The sequence below is a fragment of the Aestuariivirga sp. genome, from assembly GCF_047600585.1.
GTDB lineage: Bacteria > Pseudomonadota > Alphaproteobacteria > Rhizobiales > Aestuariivirgaceae > Aestuariivirga.
This window is the reverse complement of the sequence record NZ_JASGKP010000001.1, coordinates 1,670,162-1,683,119: the sequence shown is the minus strand read 5'-3', so window position 1 is coordinate 1,683,119 and position 12,958 is coordinate 1,670,162. Positions and strand designations below refer to the sequence as shown.

Here is a 12,958-nt window from a genome sequence, read left to right as displayed (position 1 = left end):
CCAAAGAAAGCCCCGGACAGCCGTCCGTCAACCTTGCAATGGCCTAGTGCATCGTTATATCTAGCGCAACTTTTTGAAACGGGTCCGAAGCGGCCCAACGTGGAGAACGGCCTGATGTTCATTTCCCAAGCCTTTGCCCAGACCGCGACAGGGGCGCCGGCAGTCGATTTTGTCGGCATGGTCCTGCCGCTCGTTCTGATCATGGGCGTTTTCTACTTCCTCCTCATCCGCCCCCAGCAGAAGAAGATGAAGGAACACCAGGCCATGCTGTCCAAGGTCACCAAGGGCGACACGGTGGTGACCCAGGGCGGACTGATCGGCAAGGTTGTCCGCGTCGTTGACGAGCAGGAACTGCTCGTGGAAGTGGGCGAGAACGTCAAGGTGCGGGTGCTCAAGTCGGGCCTCGCGGACGTGCGCTCCAAGGGCGAACCGGCAAAGTAAGGCGGGACCGTGCTTCATTTCTCACGCTGGAAAGTCACCGCCATCCTCGCAGCCGTGCTGCTCGCGGTGGTTTTCGCCCTTCCGAACATCATGTCGCCGTCGCAGCAGGAGGCGGTTGCCCGCTTCGGCATGCGTCCCATGACGCTGGGCCTCGACCTGCAGGGCGGTTCAAACCTTCTGCTCGAAGTCGACCGCAAGGACATGATGGCGCAGCTGCAGCAGCAGCTTGCCAGCGATATCCGCGCCGGTCTCCGCACGGCCAAGATCGGCTATGGCGGCATCCAGCGCGTGGGCACGGGCGTGAGCGTCACCATCACCAAGCCGGAAGACTATTCGGCAGCGCGGGATGAATTGCAGAAGCTGGTGCAGCCCGTTTCCGGCGGCCTCTTCGGCGGCGGCCAGCAGACATCGCTCTACGTGATGAAGCAGGACAACGGCACCTTCAGCTTCGAGGTGCAGGATACGGGCCTGCAGGCGAAGATCGCCGCGGCCCTCAAGCAGGTGATCGAGATCGTCAAGAAGCGCGTGGACGCCTCCGGCACGACCGAAGCCGTGGTGCAGCAGCAGGGCAGTGACCGCATCGTTCTGCAGCTTCCGGGCATCGGCGATCCGCAAAAGGTTCTGGCCCTCGTCGGCAAGACCGGCGCCCTCAAGTTCCAGCTTGTCTGCGCCGACCAGCCGGGTGCCAGCAACCAGCGCCCGCCGCTCGATTGCCAGTCCTATCCCCGCAAGGAGGACGTGGACGCGCTGATCAAGGCCAAGGCCGCCAAGGGCGACACGACGGAGCCCACCGCGGATGAACTCGCCAAGCTGCCGCAGCTCTGGGTGCAGACCGGCAGCCGCGCCACCGTAGATGGCGCTGACCTCACCGACGCGCAGCCGTCCTTCGACCAGAACAACCGCGCCGTCGTCACCTTCCGCTTCAACCAGAAGGGTGCCGTGCGCTTCGGCAAGCTCACCGCCGAGAATGTGAACAAGCCCTTTGCCATCGTGCTCGACGGCGTCGTGCAGAGCGCCCCCGTGATCAACGAGCCGATCCTCGGCGGCTCCGGCCAGATTTCCGGTCAGTTCACGACCGATGAAACCGCCAACCTCGCCGTGGTGCTGCGTTCCGGCGCGCTTCCTGCGAAGCTCGTGGTGGTGGAGCAGCGCACCGTGGGTCCGAGCCTTGGCTCCGACTCGATCCGCGCCGGCCTCATCGCCTCGGTTGTCGGCCTTGGCCTCGTGGTCGTCTTCATGGTGATCGCCTACGGCCTGTTCGGCATCTTTGCCAACCTGGCGCTCCTCATCAACCTGGTGATGCTGATCGCCATCATGTCCTTCATGGGCTTCACGCTGACGCTGCCCGGCATCGCCGGCATCGTGCTCACCATGGGCATGGCGGTCGACTCGAACGTCATCATCTTCGAACGGCAACGTGAGGAATGGCGGAACGGCAGAAGCGCCATCAGTTCCATCGAGACCGGATTCAAGACCGCCTTCGGCACGATCCTTGACTCCAACTTCACCGCCCTCATCGCGGCGATCGTGCTGTTGGGTGTGGGCTCCGGTCCGGTCCGAGGCTTCGCCATCGCCCATGCCATCGGCATTCTCACCACAATCTTCACGGCTTACACCGTCACCCGTCTCATCGTTGCGACGTGGATGCGGTGGGCCAAGCCGAAAGAGGTTCCGCTCTGAAAGCGGGTTCAGCCATGTACAGACCCATTCGCTTCATTCCTGACGACACCAAGATCGGCTTCATCAAGCTGAGCCGCTTCGGCTTCATGGTGTCGGGCGCCCTCAGCGTGGCCTCGATCCTGCTGTTCTTCTTCGTCGGCCTGAACTTCGGCGTTGACTTCAAGGGCGGCACCAACATCATCGTCCGCCCCGCCGCGGGCACGGAAATCAATACCCTTCGTGATACGGTCGACACGATCGGCTTCAACGGCGCGGAGCTTCAGAACTTCGGCACCAATGGCGACGTGCTCATCCGTCTCCCCATCCTCGAGGGCAGCGATCACGGCCAGCAGGAGACGGTGGACAAGCTGAAGGCCGGGCTCGGCGCCGGGGTTGAAATCCTCTCGGTCGACTCCGTCGGCCCGAAGGTATCTGGCGAACTCACCGACCAGGGCATTCTCGCCGTCGTCGTCGCCATTCTCTGTATTCTGGGATACGTGTGGATGCGCTTCGAATGGCAGTTCGCCGTGGGCGGCGTGATCTCGCTGCTGCACGACGTGCTGCTGACTGTCGGCCTGTTCTGTGCCCTGGGGATCGAGTTCAACCTCTCCACCATCGCAGCCATCCTGACCATCATCGGCTATTCGCTGAACGACACCGTCGTGGTGTTCGACCGTATCCGTGAGTTCCTGCGCAAGTACAAGGCCATGGGCCTTGCCGACCTCATCGACTTCTCGATGAACTCGGTGCTGCCGCGCACCATCCTGACGTCGGTCACCACCATGCTCGCATTGATCGCGCTCTATTCCTTCGGTGGCGAAGTGCTTGCCAACTTCACCTTCACCATGATCTGGGGTGTACTCATCGGTACCTATTCCTCGATCTTCGTGGCTGCACCCGTGCTCATCCTGCTGGGTTCGAAGCGCGACTGGGACGCGGCCAAGCCTGCCAACGCGCGGCCCTGAGCCCCGCCGGAATATGGAACCGGTCAAGTTCCTTCCGCAGCGTGCCCCCATCGAACAGTTCGGGGCCGGCGGCTTCCGCTTTGCCGGCATGTCGCATCAGGGCGGGCTTCTGGTCTTGCCGAGCGGCATGCGGGCCTGGCCCATCCGGTCTCTCGCAGAGATGACGGCGGACCATTTCGCACCGATGATTGCCGAGAAGGACGCGATCGATTTCGTGCTGGTGGGCACGGGCGCCACCATGGCGCGGCTTCCGGCCCCCGTGACGGCATTCCTGCGGGAGCAAGGCCTCTCTTTCGATGCCATGGCGACGAGCCCCGCGATCCACATCTACAACGTGACAGTGGTAGAGGGGCGGCGCGTGGCTGCTGCCTTCCTGCCCGTGGACCGCGCCAATGTCTGACGCGGCGCTCGCCATTCGCGAACTGGCGCGAGCCGGCGACAAGGACCTTTTTCTGGCCGCGCTTTTCGCTCCGGAGGACCGGCAGCCCCATCTCTTCGCACTCCAGGCCTTTGCTGCCGAGCTTCAGCGCATTCCCTCGCTGGTGTCGGAACCGCAGATCGGCGAGATCCGTCTGCAATGGTGGGCCGACACTTTGGAACAGCCGGAAGGCGGGCAGGGTGGCCATCCCGTCGCCATGGCCATTGCAGAGACGATCCGGGCCTGTGGTCTTCCGTTGCAACCCCTGCAGCAGATGATCGAGGGTCGGCGCTTCGATCTCTATGCCGACCGCATGCCGGACATGACCTCGCTCGAGGCACACTTTGGTGAGACGCTGTCGGCGCTCATCCAATTGCAGTGCCTCGTGCTCGATGCGAAGGCGGCCACGTCGGCGACAACGGCTGCGGGGCTTGCGGGGGTCGCACTCGGCATCGCCCGCACCATGCTCACGCGCGCACGCGAGAAGCTGGTGCCGCAGGGCCAGACGGAGGCCGATGTGCTGGCCCTGGCGCGCAAGCGCCTTGCGGAGGCGCGGGATGCAGCTGCAACGCTGCCCCAGTCCCTGTTGCCGGCCTTCCTGCCGCTCGCAACGGCCGACCTTTATCTTGCGGCCGCAGAGGCTGGCCGCCCGCAGGTACCGCAATGGCGCAGGCAGTGGCGCATCTGGCGCGCGGCAAAGTCAGGAAAGATCTAGAGGATCAGTTGGCGCGGTCTTCGCGCAGCCGATAGAGGCCGCGCGACTTGTCGAAGCCCGCGAAGTAGTCGCGCACCTGCGGGTGGCGCACCGGAGTCTGGCTTTCGTCCGGCTGCAGGTTCTGCTCCGAGACATAAGCCACGTATTCCGTTTCGTCGTTCTCGGCCAGCAGATGGTAAAAGGGCTGGTCCTTGCGTGGACGGGCCTCGGCGGGAATGGCGTTGTACCACTCCTCGGTGTTGTTGAAGGTCGGATCGACGTCGAAGATAACCCCGCGGAAATCGAAAAGACGGTGCTTTACAATCTGGCCGATTCCGAATTTTGCCGTCGGGAGTTCCATGTATTCTGATTGCCAAGGACAATCCCCGAAGGCAAGGGGCACAAAAGTGAAACAGTTTGTGGCGGTGCCATTTCCTTGGGCAGCGTAAACTAACCCCTCATCGCAAAAGGAAGATTTTTGCTGGGAGCAAGGCCTTGGCGCATCACCAGCTGGCGCAGCGGTGGAAAAGCCGAGATGGCGGAGAGGGCGCCCACCCGCATCAGGTCGAGGGGCAGGAATTCCGCCAGCATCGAGGTGTTCATGACCGTGATGATGGCCTGCCGTTCGGTGACATCGGCGCTGCGGCGGTCGTGGTAGTCCGCCATGGCGGCGGGGGATCCTGCATCATCGTGGCCCAGCACCACATCGATGGCGTGGCCCACGTCGCGAAGCGACATGTTGAGGCCCTGTGCCCCGACCGGCGGAAAGGCGTGCGCCGTCTCACCCGTGAGGATGGTACGGTTTGCTGCAAACTGCCGGGCGCGCAGGCCGCGCATGGGAAAGGACTTGGGCGGCGTCACGTCGCTGATCAGGCCGAGCGTGCCGCGCGTGATGAGCTGGATCTCCATGGCCAGTTCACGAAGCGAGCGCTGCAACAGGCTCTCGATCACCGGAGGCGCACCCATCCACACGAGGCTGGAGGCATTGCCGGGCATCGGCACGGTGGTGAAGGCGCCGCCCGGCCGGTGACGTTCGGTTGAAACGCCATGATGGGGCCCGGAGTGACGGAAGGTGGTGACAAGTGCGTGCTGGTCGAAGGACCAGCGGTCGACGCCGATGCCCGCTGCCTTGCGCAGGACCGATTCAATGCCATCGGCGGCGATCAGCACCTCGCCATAGTAGCGCTGCCCGCCGGCCGTTTCGACGGCCGCAACGGCGCCGAGATTCTCGGCCGACGTCACGGTGTCGTTGACGATGGTGACACCGGCACGCTCAGCCGCAGCGCGGAGTTCAACGATTAGGGACCCCAGGGGAATGTTCCAGCCGAAGGCATCAAGCCCCACCTCGGCGGCGGAAAAGGTAAGCCGCGGCGCTGTGATCAGGTTCCCCATGTCGTCGATCAGATCGAGATGCAGAAGCGGCGAGGAGATAACGCCCAGAGGTTCGGGCCAGACACCGAGCCGTTCCAGCAACCGGAGCGATGGGTCCATGAGGGCAACGGTGCGGGGATCGGGCCCGGCCTCGGGCGCAATCAGCATCGTCGGAATGTTCTCAAGAGCGGAGAGCGTGGCGGCGGCGAGGCCGGCTGGGCCGCCCCCCACCACGATCACGCGGGCATTCAGGCTGTGCATCATGGCGTGCGCCTCACTTCGCGATGGCCCAGGCCGTCATGCTGTCTCGGGCGGCGAAGTCCTTCTCGAAGGCCGCGAGCTTCGGCGCGCGCGTGCGCCATTCCAGCGCCTCGTGACGGAAATCGAGATACCCCAGCATGCAGGCCGTGCAGATGGAGCCGACATTGACGCCCCCGAGCGCATCGCCCCAGTTGTTCTCGAGGTCGCTCACCACGTCGAGGACGCGCTGCTTCTGGCGCTCGAGGAATTCCGGCCAGCGCTTGTCGGCGGGGCGAGCGGCCTGCTCATAGCGGAGGCTCACCGCGGCGTCCGAACCGCCCTGGGCGAGAGCCTGCAGAGTGAGGATGCGGAAACGCTTCACGCCCTCATGGGGAAGGAGACCGCTGTGGCCACTGGTGTGAACGAGGTACTCGATGATGACGCGGCTGTCGTGCACGCCATGGCCGTGATCGGTCTCCAGCACTGGCACCTTCGCAACCGGCGAAAGACGGTGCAGCACGAGATTGATCTCATCCGGCTTGACGTTGGTTTTGACGAATTCGAACTTGCCCTGAAGGCCAGCCTCATGGGCCGTGACAAGGCACATGCGGACAAAGGGGGAGATGACGTCGCCGTAGATTTTCATAATCGGTCCTGCGGAGTTGGGGCTTTTCAGATTTGGAGCCTAGCCCAATTCCGCAGGCAGTGCGATGCGTCAGGTGGCCCGGCTTTCAAGGGAAAACCGGACCCCGGTGTTGGACGTAGCGATCAGTAGCGGCGGAGCAGGCCGACGAGCTTCCCCTGCACGCGCACCCGGTCAGGCCCGAAAATGCGGGTCTCGTAGGCCGGGTTCGCCGCCTCGAGGGCAACCGAGTCACCCTTCTTGCGCAGGCGCTTCAGGGTCGCTTCCTCATCGTCGATGAGGGCCACGATGATGTCGCCGTTCATGGCCGTGTCGCCCTTGCGGATGAGCACGGTATCGCCGTCGAAGATGCCGGCGTCGATCATGGAGTCACCCTTGACCTCAAGGGCGTAGTGCTCGCCGTTGCCCAGCATGTCGGGCGGGATGGGGATATTGGCGGAGTGGTCCTGGATTGCCGAAATGGGCACACCGGCGGCGATCCGGCCCATCATGGGCACAACCACGTTGTTGTTGGCGGAGGGCGGCGGAGACCGGTCGTTGGCGGAGGGCAGGGTGCGCACCTTGCCCAGGTTGCCGTCGATGACATTGGGCTTGAAGGTGCCCTTCTTGGCCACCGTGGGGTTATAGGCATCGGGCAGCTTCAGCACTTCGAGGGCACGCGCGCGGTTCGGCATGCGGCGGATGAAGCCGCGCTCCTCCAGCGCCACGATCAGGCGGTGCACGCCGGACTTGGACTGAAGGTCGAGCGCCTCCTTCATCTCCTCGAACGAGGGGGGAACGCCTTCCTCTTTCAGGCGCTCGTTGATGAACAAAAGGAGCTCAAGTTGTTTGCGGGTGAGCATTTTACGCCCTCCAGTAGGATCAGAATCGGAACATATACGAAACAGTAGTACCATGTTCCGCTCACGTTCGCAAAGCGTTTTCGTTCTGGACCGCGGAGTCGCTAGAAATCAATCAGCAGAATGGGCACGCTTTGCCCCGGCTGGGCGGCGGGCGCGAGCGGCGGCCGGATGATCAGGCACTGGGCCTGCTGCATGGTGCGCTGCATCGAGGAATCCTGCACCGGAAAGGGGCTGACGCTGCGCCGGCCATGGGAATCGATGGCAAGTGTGGCCCGGATGTAGTCCTGCCGGTCATCGTTGGCGGCCAGAGGAGCGGTGAGGATGCCGTGCGGCGGCACGGTCTCGAGCGGCAGCCCGAGCATGGTGTCGATGAGGGGCTTGAGGAAGAGCCGCGCCGTCACCAGCGCAGAAACCGGGTTCCCCGGCAACCCCATGACGTGGAGCTTGCCCTTCCGGCCATACATGAAGGGCTTGCCCGGCCGCATGGCGATCTTCCAGAAGTCGATGGCGATGCCGCAGGCCTTGAAGGCCTCCTGCACGTAGTCGTGGTCACCCACCGAGGCGCCGCCGGTCGTGAGCAGGATATCGCCTTTCATCCCTTTGCGGACAGCGGCCTTGGTGGCGGCCAGCGTATCCCGCACGATGCCAAGGTTGGTGACGCTCGCCCCCAGCGCCTCCACCATGGCTGCAAGGGCATGGCTGTTCGAGGAGTAGATTCTGGTCTGGCCGCGCCCGTCCGCCCGGCAGCACCAGCTCATCGCCGGTGGTGAAAAGGATCACGCGCGGCTTCATCCGCACACGGAGCTTTGCCGCGTTGGCAGCAGCGGCAAGGCCGATGTCGCGCGGACGCAGGCGGGCGCCTGCTTCGAGCACGGTATCCCCCTTGGCAAAGTCTAGTCCAGCGCGGCGGATGTTGCGGCCCTTCAACGTCGGGTTGACCACGGTGAGCGTATCGCCCTCGCGCCTGGTGTTTTCCTGGATGACCACGGTATCCGCACCCGCAGGCACGGGCGCTCCGGTCAGGATGCGGATGGCGGCACCGGGTTCCACCATCTTGCGGTAGCCGTGACCTGCCGCCGACATGCCGGCAACGCGAAGTGTGGCGGGCAGGGCTTCGACATCGGCGTGGCGCACCGCATAGCCATCCATGGCCGAGGCCGGAAAGGGCGGCTGGTCGCGCCTGGCGACGACGGCCTCCGCCAGCACCCGGTCAGCGGCCCGCTCGAGGGCAATGGCTTCGCTCCCCAGCGGCTTCACGCCATCGAGGATGCGGGTGAGGGCGTCGGCGACCGGGAGCAGCGCCATGGCTTCACTCCGCCTTGTAGGGGCCGGATTTGCCGCCCGTCTTCTCGGCAAGGCGGATATCGGTGATGGTCATGGCGCGGTCGACCGCCTTCAGCATGTCGTAAATGGTGAGGCAGGCGACCGAACAGGCCGTGAGCGCTTCCATCTCGACGCCGGTCTTGCCTTCCACCTTCACCGTGGCTTCGACATCGATATGCCGCTCGGCAAGCGTGAACTCCACGCTCACCTTGTTGATCATCAGAGGGTGGCAGAGGGGAATGAGATCGCTGGTCTTCTTCGCCGCCATGATGCCGGCAATGCGGGCGGTGGCGAGAACGTCGCCCTTCTTGGCGCTGCCGTTGGTGATGAGGGCAAGTGTTGCCGCCTCCGCCGTCACGCGGCCACGCGCTGTGGCGCTGCGGCTCGTCACGTCCTTGCCGGAGACGTCCACCATGTGCGCCTGGCCCCGCTCGTCGAGATGCGAGAGCTTGGCCATCTCAGGCGGCCTTCGGCTGCGAAAGGATGCTGCGGGTTGCCGCGGCGACGTCGGCCTGGCGCATCAGGCTCTCGCCAATGAGGAAAGTCCGTGCCCGGACTTGTTCGAGCCGGGCGAGGTCGGCGGGTGCGAAGAGGCCGCTCTCGGCGACAATGATGCGGTCCGCGGGGATCATCGGCGCCAGCCGCTCGGTGGTGGTGAGCGAGACATCGAAGGTGTGGAGATTGCGGTTGTTGATGCCGATGAGCGGCGAGCGCAGCTTGAGCGCCCGCACCAGTTCCGTCTCGTCATGCACCTCAACAAGTACATCCATGCCGTAGTCGAAGGCGGCTGCTTCCAGTTCGGCGGCAAGGCCATCGTCGATCATCGCCATGATGAGGAGGATGCAGTCGGCGCCCCAGGCGCGGGCTTCCGCCACCTGATAGGTGTCGAGCATGAAATCCTTCCGCAGCGCGGGGAGCGAACATGCCGCGCGTGCCGCCGTCAGGAAGGCGGGTGCACCCTGGAAGCTCGGCGTGTCGGTGAGGACCGAGAGACAGGCAGCGCCACCCGCCTCATAGGCGCGGGCAAGCGACGGCGGATCGAAATCTGCACGGATCAGGCCCTTGGAGGGCGAGGCCTTCTTGATCTCGGCAATGAGGGCCCACTCACTTGCCGCGTGCTTGGCCTTGAGCGCCTTGGCGAAGCCGCGCGGGGCCGGCTGCTTTCGCGCCTCCGCATCCACGTCGGCAGCAGGGCGCTGCGTCTTGGCGGCGGCCACCTCGTCGCGCTTGTAGGCGGCAATCTTGTCCAGGATCGTGGCCATTACGCGTTTGAAACCTCTACAAGGCGGGAGAGTGCGCGAGCAGCGGACCCGGACCGGATCGACTCCTGTGCGGCGGCAACACCGCTCTTCAGGTCAGTGGCCTTGCCTGCAACGATGAGGGCCGCCGCCGTGGTCAGCACCGCCGCATCGGCGAAGGCAGAGGGCGTGCCTTTCAGCACGGCGCGGAGCGCCTCCGCATTGTGAACGGCATCGCCACCCTTGAGATCTTCGAACCTGCTGCGCTTCAACCCGGCGGCTTCCGGCGTCACTTCGAAGGTGGTAACCGTGCCGTCCTTCAATTGCGCAATGGTGGTGGATCCCGAGGGGACGATCTCGTCCATGCCGCCTTCGCCGTGGCAGATCCAGCAGGCCTCGCAGCCGAGATTCTTCAGAACATGGGCGAGGGGCTCCACCCAAACCTTTGAAAAGACTCCGGTCACCTGGCGCTTCACACCGGCCGGATTGGACAGGGGGCCGAGCAGATTGAAGATCGTCCGTGTGCCGAGTTCGACGCGGGTGGGGCCCACATGCTTCATCGAGGAATGGTGCTGCGGCGCGAACATGAAGCCCAGCCCTGCTTCGCGGATGCATTCGGAAATCTTCTCGGGCCCCGTATCGAGCTTCACGCCCAACGCCATCAGCACATCGGCGGAGCCGGACTTGGAGGAGAGGGCGCGGTTGCCGTGCTTGGCAACGGTGAGTCCTGCGCCTGCCGCCACGAAGGCGGCACAGGTCGAGATGTTGTAGGAGCCGGAGGCATCGCCGCCCGTGCCCACGATATCGATGGCGTGGGCGGGTGCATCGACGCGCAGCATCTTTTCGCGCATCACTTCGACCGCACCGGTAATCTCGTCGACGCTTTCGCCGCGCACGCGAAGCGCCATCAGGAGCCCTGCGATCTGGGACGGTGTCGCCTCACCCGACATGAGAACGTTGAAGGCGATGCGCGCTTCCTCGCGGCTGAGGGGCTTGCCGTCGGCGGCCTTGGCGATCAGGGGCTTGAGTTCGCTCACCGCTTCACTCCCGCCATGTCGAGAAAGTTCTTCAGGATATCATGCCCGTGCTCCGAGGCGATGCTTTCCGGGTGGAACTGCACGCCATGCACGTTCTTGGTCTTGTGCTGAAGGCCCATGATGATGCCGTCGGTCTCGGCCGTCACCTCGAGGTCCCTGGGCAGGGTTGCCCGGTCGATGACCAGCGAGTGATAGCGCGTCGCATCGAAGTTCTGCGGCAGGCCCTTGAACACGCCGGTATCGGAATGATGCACCTTGCTGAGCTTGCCGTGCATCTGGCTCGGCGCCCGTACCACGTCACCGCCGAAGGCCTCGCCGATCGCCTGCAGGCCGAGGCAGACACCGAAGATCGGGATATCGCCCGCGGCCTGCTTGATCAGGTCGATGATGATGCCCGCCTGCGAGGGAACGCCGGGGCCTGGTGAAATCACGATGGCTTCGGGGCGCGAGGAGATGACCTGACCGACGCTGATCTTGTCGTTGCGGTGTACGACAGTCTCGGCACCAAGGTCGCCCAGGAAATGGTAGAGGTTCCAGGTGAAGCTGTCGTAGTTGTCGATGAGGATGATCATTGTCCCCTCCCGGCGCGGCCCGCAAACCGCACGGCTTCCTCGGCAGCGCGGAACAGGGCCTTGGCCTTGTTCACGCATTCCTGGTGTTCGTTTTCCGGCACGCTGTCGGCAACAACGCCGGCGCCCGCCTGCACATACATCTTGCCGTCCTTGACGATCGCCGTGCGCAGCACGATGCAGGTGTCCATCTCTCCATCGGCAGAGAAGTAACCCACGCAGCCGGCATAGACGCCGCGCTTGTGCTTCTCCAACTCGTCGATGATCTCCATGGCCCGCACCTTGGGGGCGCCCGAGACGGTGCCCGCCGGGAAGCCTGCGACGAGGGCATCGATCACGTCATGCTTCTTGGCCAGCTTGCCTTCCACGTTCGAGACGATGTGCATCACCTGGCTGTAGTATTCGAGGATGAACTTGTCGGTGACCTTGATCGAGCCGATCTCGGCAACGCGGCCGACGTCATTACGCCCGAGATCGAGCAGCATGAGATGTTCGGCGAGTTCCTTTGGATCGGCGAGAAGTTCGGCCGCAAGCTCGCGGTCACGCGTCGGCGTGGCGCCGCGCGGGCGTGTACCGGCAATGGGCCGGATCGTCACCTTGCCATCGCGCACCCGCACGAGGATTTCGGGCGACGAACAGACGACGGCAAACTTGTCGAAGTTGAGGAAGCTCAGGAAGGGCGACGGGTTGACCCGGCGCAGCGAGCGGTAGAGCGAGAAGGGCGGCAGGGTGAATTCCGTCTCGAAGCGCTGCGACAGCACCACCTGGAAAATGTCGCCCGCCGCGATGTACTCCTTCGCCTTCAGCACCATCGCCTTGTATTCCTCGGGCGTGGTGTTCGACACCTGCGGCTTCATGGGCGGCGTGTCGGTGTCGCGCAATTGCATGTCGAGCGGGCGGTCGAGGGCATCCACCACTTCCGACAGGCGTTCGGTCGCCCGCGCATAGGCGGCGCGGGGCGTCACACCCTTTTCGACGTAGACGGGCGCCGTCACCGTCACCTCGTCCTTCACGCTGTCGAAGATCGCCATCACGGTCGGACGGATCATGATGCCGTCCGGGAGGCCCAGCACGTCGGTAGGCGTGTTGGGCAGGTGCTCCATCAGGCGCACCGAGTCATAACCCAGATAACCGAACACGCCGGCCGCCATGGGCGGGGCATCTTCCGGAAGCTTGATGTAGCTCTCGGCATTGAGCGCGCGGAGCGACGCGAGCGGGTCGGCCGCTTGTTCCTCGAAGGGTCCGTCCGGCTGGTTCAGCGCCTTGCGGTTGACGAAGGCCTTGGGGCCCACCGCTTTCCAGATCACGTCGGGGTTGAGACCGATGATCGAATAGCGGCCGCGCACCGCGCCGCCTTCCACCGATTCCAGAAGGAAGGAGTAGCGCGCATTGCGGCCAAGCTTGAGCATCGCCGACACCGGCGTTTCCAGATCGGCCACCAGCCGGGTGGAGACGATCTGGCTCTCGCCGCGCTCGTAGGCGCGGGCAAAGACATCATACTCGGGGGACACGATCATC

16 protein-coding genes and 1 pseudogene are annotated in these 12,958 nt (G+C 64.4%); 5 read left to right on the top strand and 12 right to left on the bottom strand.

Annotated elements, in window-relative coordinates; genetic code table 11:
- The first annotated feature begins 114 nt into the window (after positions 1 to 114).
- Genes yajC through QM801_RS08220 form a run of 5 tightly spaced genes read left to right on the top strand, consistent with a single transcriptional unit; the run spans position 115 to position 4,198 of the window.
- Positions 115 to 441, top strand: a complete 327-nt coding sequence (yajC, locus tag QM801_RS08240; RefSeq protein WP_415018730.1) for a preprotein translocase subunit YajC — start codon at positions 115 to 117, stop codon at positions 439 to 441.
- 9 nt (positions 442 to 450) lie between these two features.
- On the top strand, positions 451 to 2,121 hold the full coding sequence (gene secD / locus QM801_RS08235; RefSeq protein ID WP_415018729.1) for a protein translocase subunit SecD: 1,671 nt from the start codon (positions 451 to 453) through the stop codon (positions 2,119 to 2,121).
- A 14-nt stretch (positions 2,122 to 2,135) separates the two neighbouring features.
- Positions 2,136 to 3,065: a protein translocase subunit SecF gene (gene secF / locus QM801_RS08230; RefSeq protein ID WP_415018728.1), complete on the top strand. Its 930-nt coding sequence runs from the start codon at positions 2,136 to 2,138 to the stop codon at positions 3,063 to 3,065.
- A 13-nt stretch (positions 3,066 to 3,078) separates the two neighbouring features.
- Positions 3,079 to 3,465 carry an Mth938-like domain-containing protein gene (locus QM801_RS08225; RefSeq protein WP_415018727.1) on the top strand — a complete coding sequence of 129 codons (387 nt, stop codon included), beginning with the start codon at positions 3,079 to 3,081 and terminating at the stop codon, positions 3,463 to 3,465.
- Entirely contained in the window at positions 3,458 to 4,198 is a 741-nt protein-coding gene (locus QM801_RS08220) for a phytoene/squalene synthase family protein (RefSeq protein ID WP_415018726.1), read from the top strand. Before QM801_RS08225 ends, QM801_RS08220 begins: the two co-directional genes overlap by 8 nt.
- Before the next feature lie 4 nt (positions 4,199 to 4,202).
- Here QM801_RS08220 and hspQ read toward each other — a convergent pair whose 3' ends face one another.
- The 12 genes and pseudogenes from hspQ to trpE form a co-directional block, all read right to left on the bottom strand.
- Positions 4,203 to 4,538 carry a heat shock protein HspQ gene (gene hspQ, locus QM801_RS08215; RefSeq protein WP_415018725.1) on the bottom strand — a complete coding sequence of 112 codons (336 nt, stop codon included), beginning with the start codon at positions 4,536 to 4,538 and terminating at the stop codon, positions 4,203 to 4,205.
- Between the two features lie 89 nt (positions 4,539 to 4,627).
- Positions 4,628 to 5,812, bottom strand: a complete 1,185-nt coding sequence (locus QM801_RS08210; protein ID WP_415018724.1) for an FAD-dependent monooxygenase — start codon at positions 5,810 to 5,812, stop codon at positions 4,628 to 4,630.
- 10 nt (positions 5,813 to 5,822) lie between these two features.
- Positions 5,823 to 6,434 (bottom strand): glutathione S-transferase family protein, encoded by a 612-nt coding sequence (locus QM801_RS08205; protein ID WP_415018723.1) that lies wholly within the window; start codon positions 6,432 to 6,434, stop codon positions 5,823 to 5,825.
- Positions 6,435 to 6,556: 122 nt separating this feature from the next.
- Positions 6,557 to 7,273: a transcriptional repressor LexA gene (lexA, locus tag QM801_RS08200; protein ID WP_415018722.1), complete on the bottom strand. Its 717-nt coding sequence runs from the start codon at positions 7,271 to 7,273 to the stop codon at positions 6,557 to 6,559.
- Positions 7,274 to 7,374: 101 nt separating this feature from the next.
- Entirely contained in the window at positions 7,375 to 7,635 is a 261-nt protein-coding gene (locus QM801_RS08195; protein WP_415020905.1) for a hypothetical protein, read from the bottom strand.
- Positions 7,636 to 7,698: 63 nt separating this feature from the next.
- Positions 7,699 to 7,935 (bottom strand): annotated as a pseudogene (locus QM801_RS08190) (molybdopterin-binding protein); the annotation flags it as partial.
- Positions 7,823 to 8,578, bottom strand: coding sequence for a molybdopterin molybdotransferase MoeA (locus QM801_RS08185; RefSeq protein ID WP_415018721.1), 756 nt, complete (start codon positions 8,576 to 8,578; stop codon positions 7,823 to 7,825). The pseudogene QM801_RS08190 and the gene QM801_RS08185, both read right to left, overlap by 113 nt.
- Positions 8,579 to 8,582: 4 nt before the next feature.
- Entirely contained in the window at positions 8,583 to 9,053 is a 471-nt protein-coding gene (gene moaC / locus QM801_RS08180; RefSeq protein ID WP_415018720.1) for a cyclic pyranopterin monophosphate synthase MoaC, read from the bottom strand.
- A gap of 1 nt (position 9,054) precedes the next feature.
- Positions 9,055 to 9,858: an indole-3-glycerol phosphate synthase TrpC gene (gene trpC / locus QM801_RS08175; protein WP_415018719.1), complete on the bottom strand. Its 804-nt coding sequence runs from the start codon at positions 9,856 to 9,858 to the stop codon at positions 9,055 to 9,057.
- On the bottom strand, positions 9,858 to 10,871 hold the full coding sequence (gene trpD, locus QM801_RS08170; protein WP_415018718.1) for an anthranilate phosphoribosyltransferase: 1,014 nt from the start codon (positions 10,869 to 10,871) through the stop codon (positions 9,858 to 9,860). Before trpD ends, trpC begins: the two co-directional genes overlap by 1 nt.
- Positions 10,868 to 11,443: an anthranilate synthase component II gene (locus tag QM801_RS08165; RefSeq protein ID WP_415018717.1), complete on the bottom strand. Its 576-nt coding sequence runs from the start codon at positions 11,441 to 11,443 to the stop codon at positions 10,868 to 10,870. Before QM801_RS08165 ends, trpD begins: the two co-directional genes overlap by 4 nt.
- A complete protein-coding gene (gene trpE, locus QM801_RS08160; RefSeq protein WP_415018716.1) occupies positions 11,440 to 12,957 on the bottom strand; it encodes an anthranilate synthase component I in 1,518 nt (505 codons plus the stop codon). Before trpE ends, QM801_RS08165 begins: the two co-directional genes overlap by 4 nt.
- Position 12,958 lies beyond the last annotated feature (1 nt).

Excerpts from the sequence above, each read along its gene's own strand:
- QM801_RS08195 (WP_415020905.1), bottom strand. The coding sequence starts at position 7,635 with ATGCTCGGGCTGCCGCTCGAGACCGTGCCGCCGCACGGCATCCTCACC.
- QM801_RS08210 (WP_415018724.1), bottom strand. The coding sequence starts at position 5,812 with ATGATGCACAGCCTGAATGCCCGCGTGATCGTGGTGGGGGGCGGCCCA.
- yajC (WP_415018730.1), top strand. The coding sequence starts at position 115 with ATGTTCATTTCCCAAGCCTTTGCCCAGACCGCGACAGGGGCGCCGGCA.
- hspQ (WP_415018725.1), bottom strand. The coding sequence starts at position 4,538 with ATGGAACTCCCGACGGCAAAATTCGGAATCGGCCAGATTGTAAAGCAC.
- QM801_RS08205 (WP_415018723.1), bottom strand. The coding sequence starts at position 6,434 with ATGAAAATCTACGGCGACGTCATCTCCCCCTTTGTCCGCATGTGCCTT.
- lexA (WP_415018722.1), bottom strand. The coding sequence starts at position 7,273 with ATGCTCACCCGCAAACAACTTGAGCTCCTTTTGTTCATCAACGAGCGC.
- QM801_RS08185 (WP_415018721.1), bottom strand. The coding sequence starts at position 8,578 with ATGGCGCTGCTCCCGGTCGCCGACGCCCTCACCCGCATCCTCGATGGC.
- trpE (WP_415018716.1), bottom strand. The coding sequence starts at position 12,957 with ATGATCGTGTCCCCCGAGTATGATGTCTTTGCCCGCGCCTACGAGCGC.
- QM801_RS08225 (WP_415018727.1), top strand. The coding sequence starts at position 3,079 with ATGGAACCGGTCAAGTTCCTTCCGCAGCGTGCCCCCATCGAACAGTTC.
- QM801_RS08220 (WP_415018726.1), top strand. The coding sequence starts at position 3,458 with ATGTCTGACGCGGCGCTCGCCATTCGCGAACTGGCGCGAGCCGGCGAC.
- moaC (WP_415018720.1), bottom strand. The coding sequence starts at position 9,053 with ATGGCCAAGCTCTCGCATCTCGACGAGCGGGGCCAGGCGCACATGGTG.
- QM801_RS08165 (WP_415018717.1), bottom strand. The coding sequence starts at position 11,443 with ATGATCATCCTCATCGACAACTACGACAGCTTCACCTGGAACCTCTAC.
- secF (WP_415018728.1), top strand. The coding sequence starts at position 2,136 with ATGTACAGACCCATTCGCTTCATTCCTGACGACACCAAGATCGGCTTC.
- trpC (WP_415018719.1), bottom strand. The coding sequence starts at position 9,858 with ATGGCCACGATCCTGGACAAGATTGCCGCCTACAAGCGCGACGAGGTG.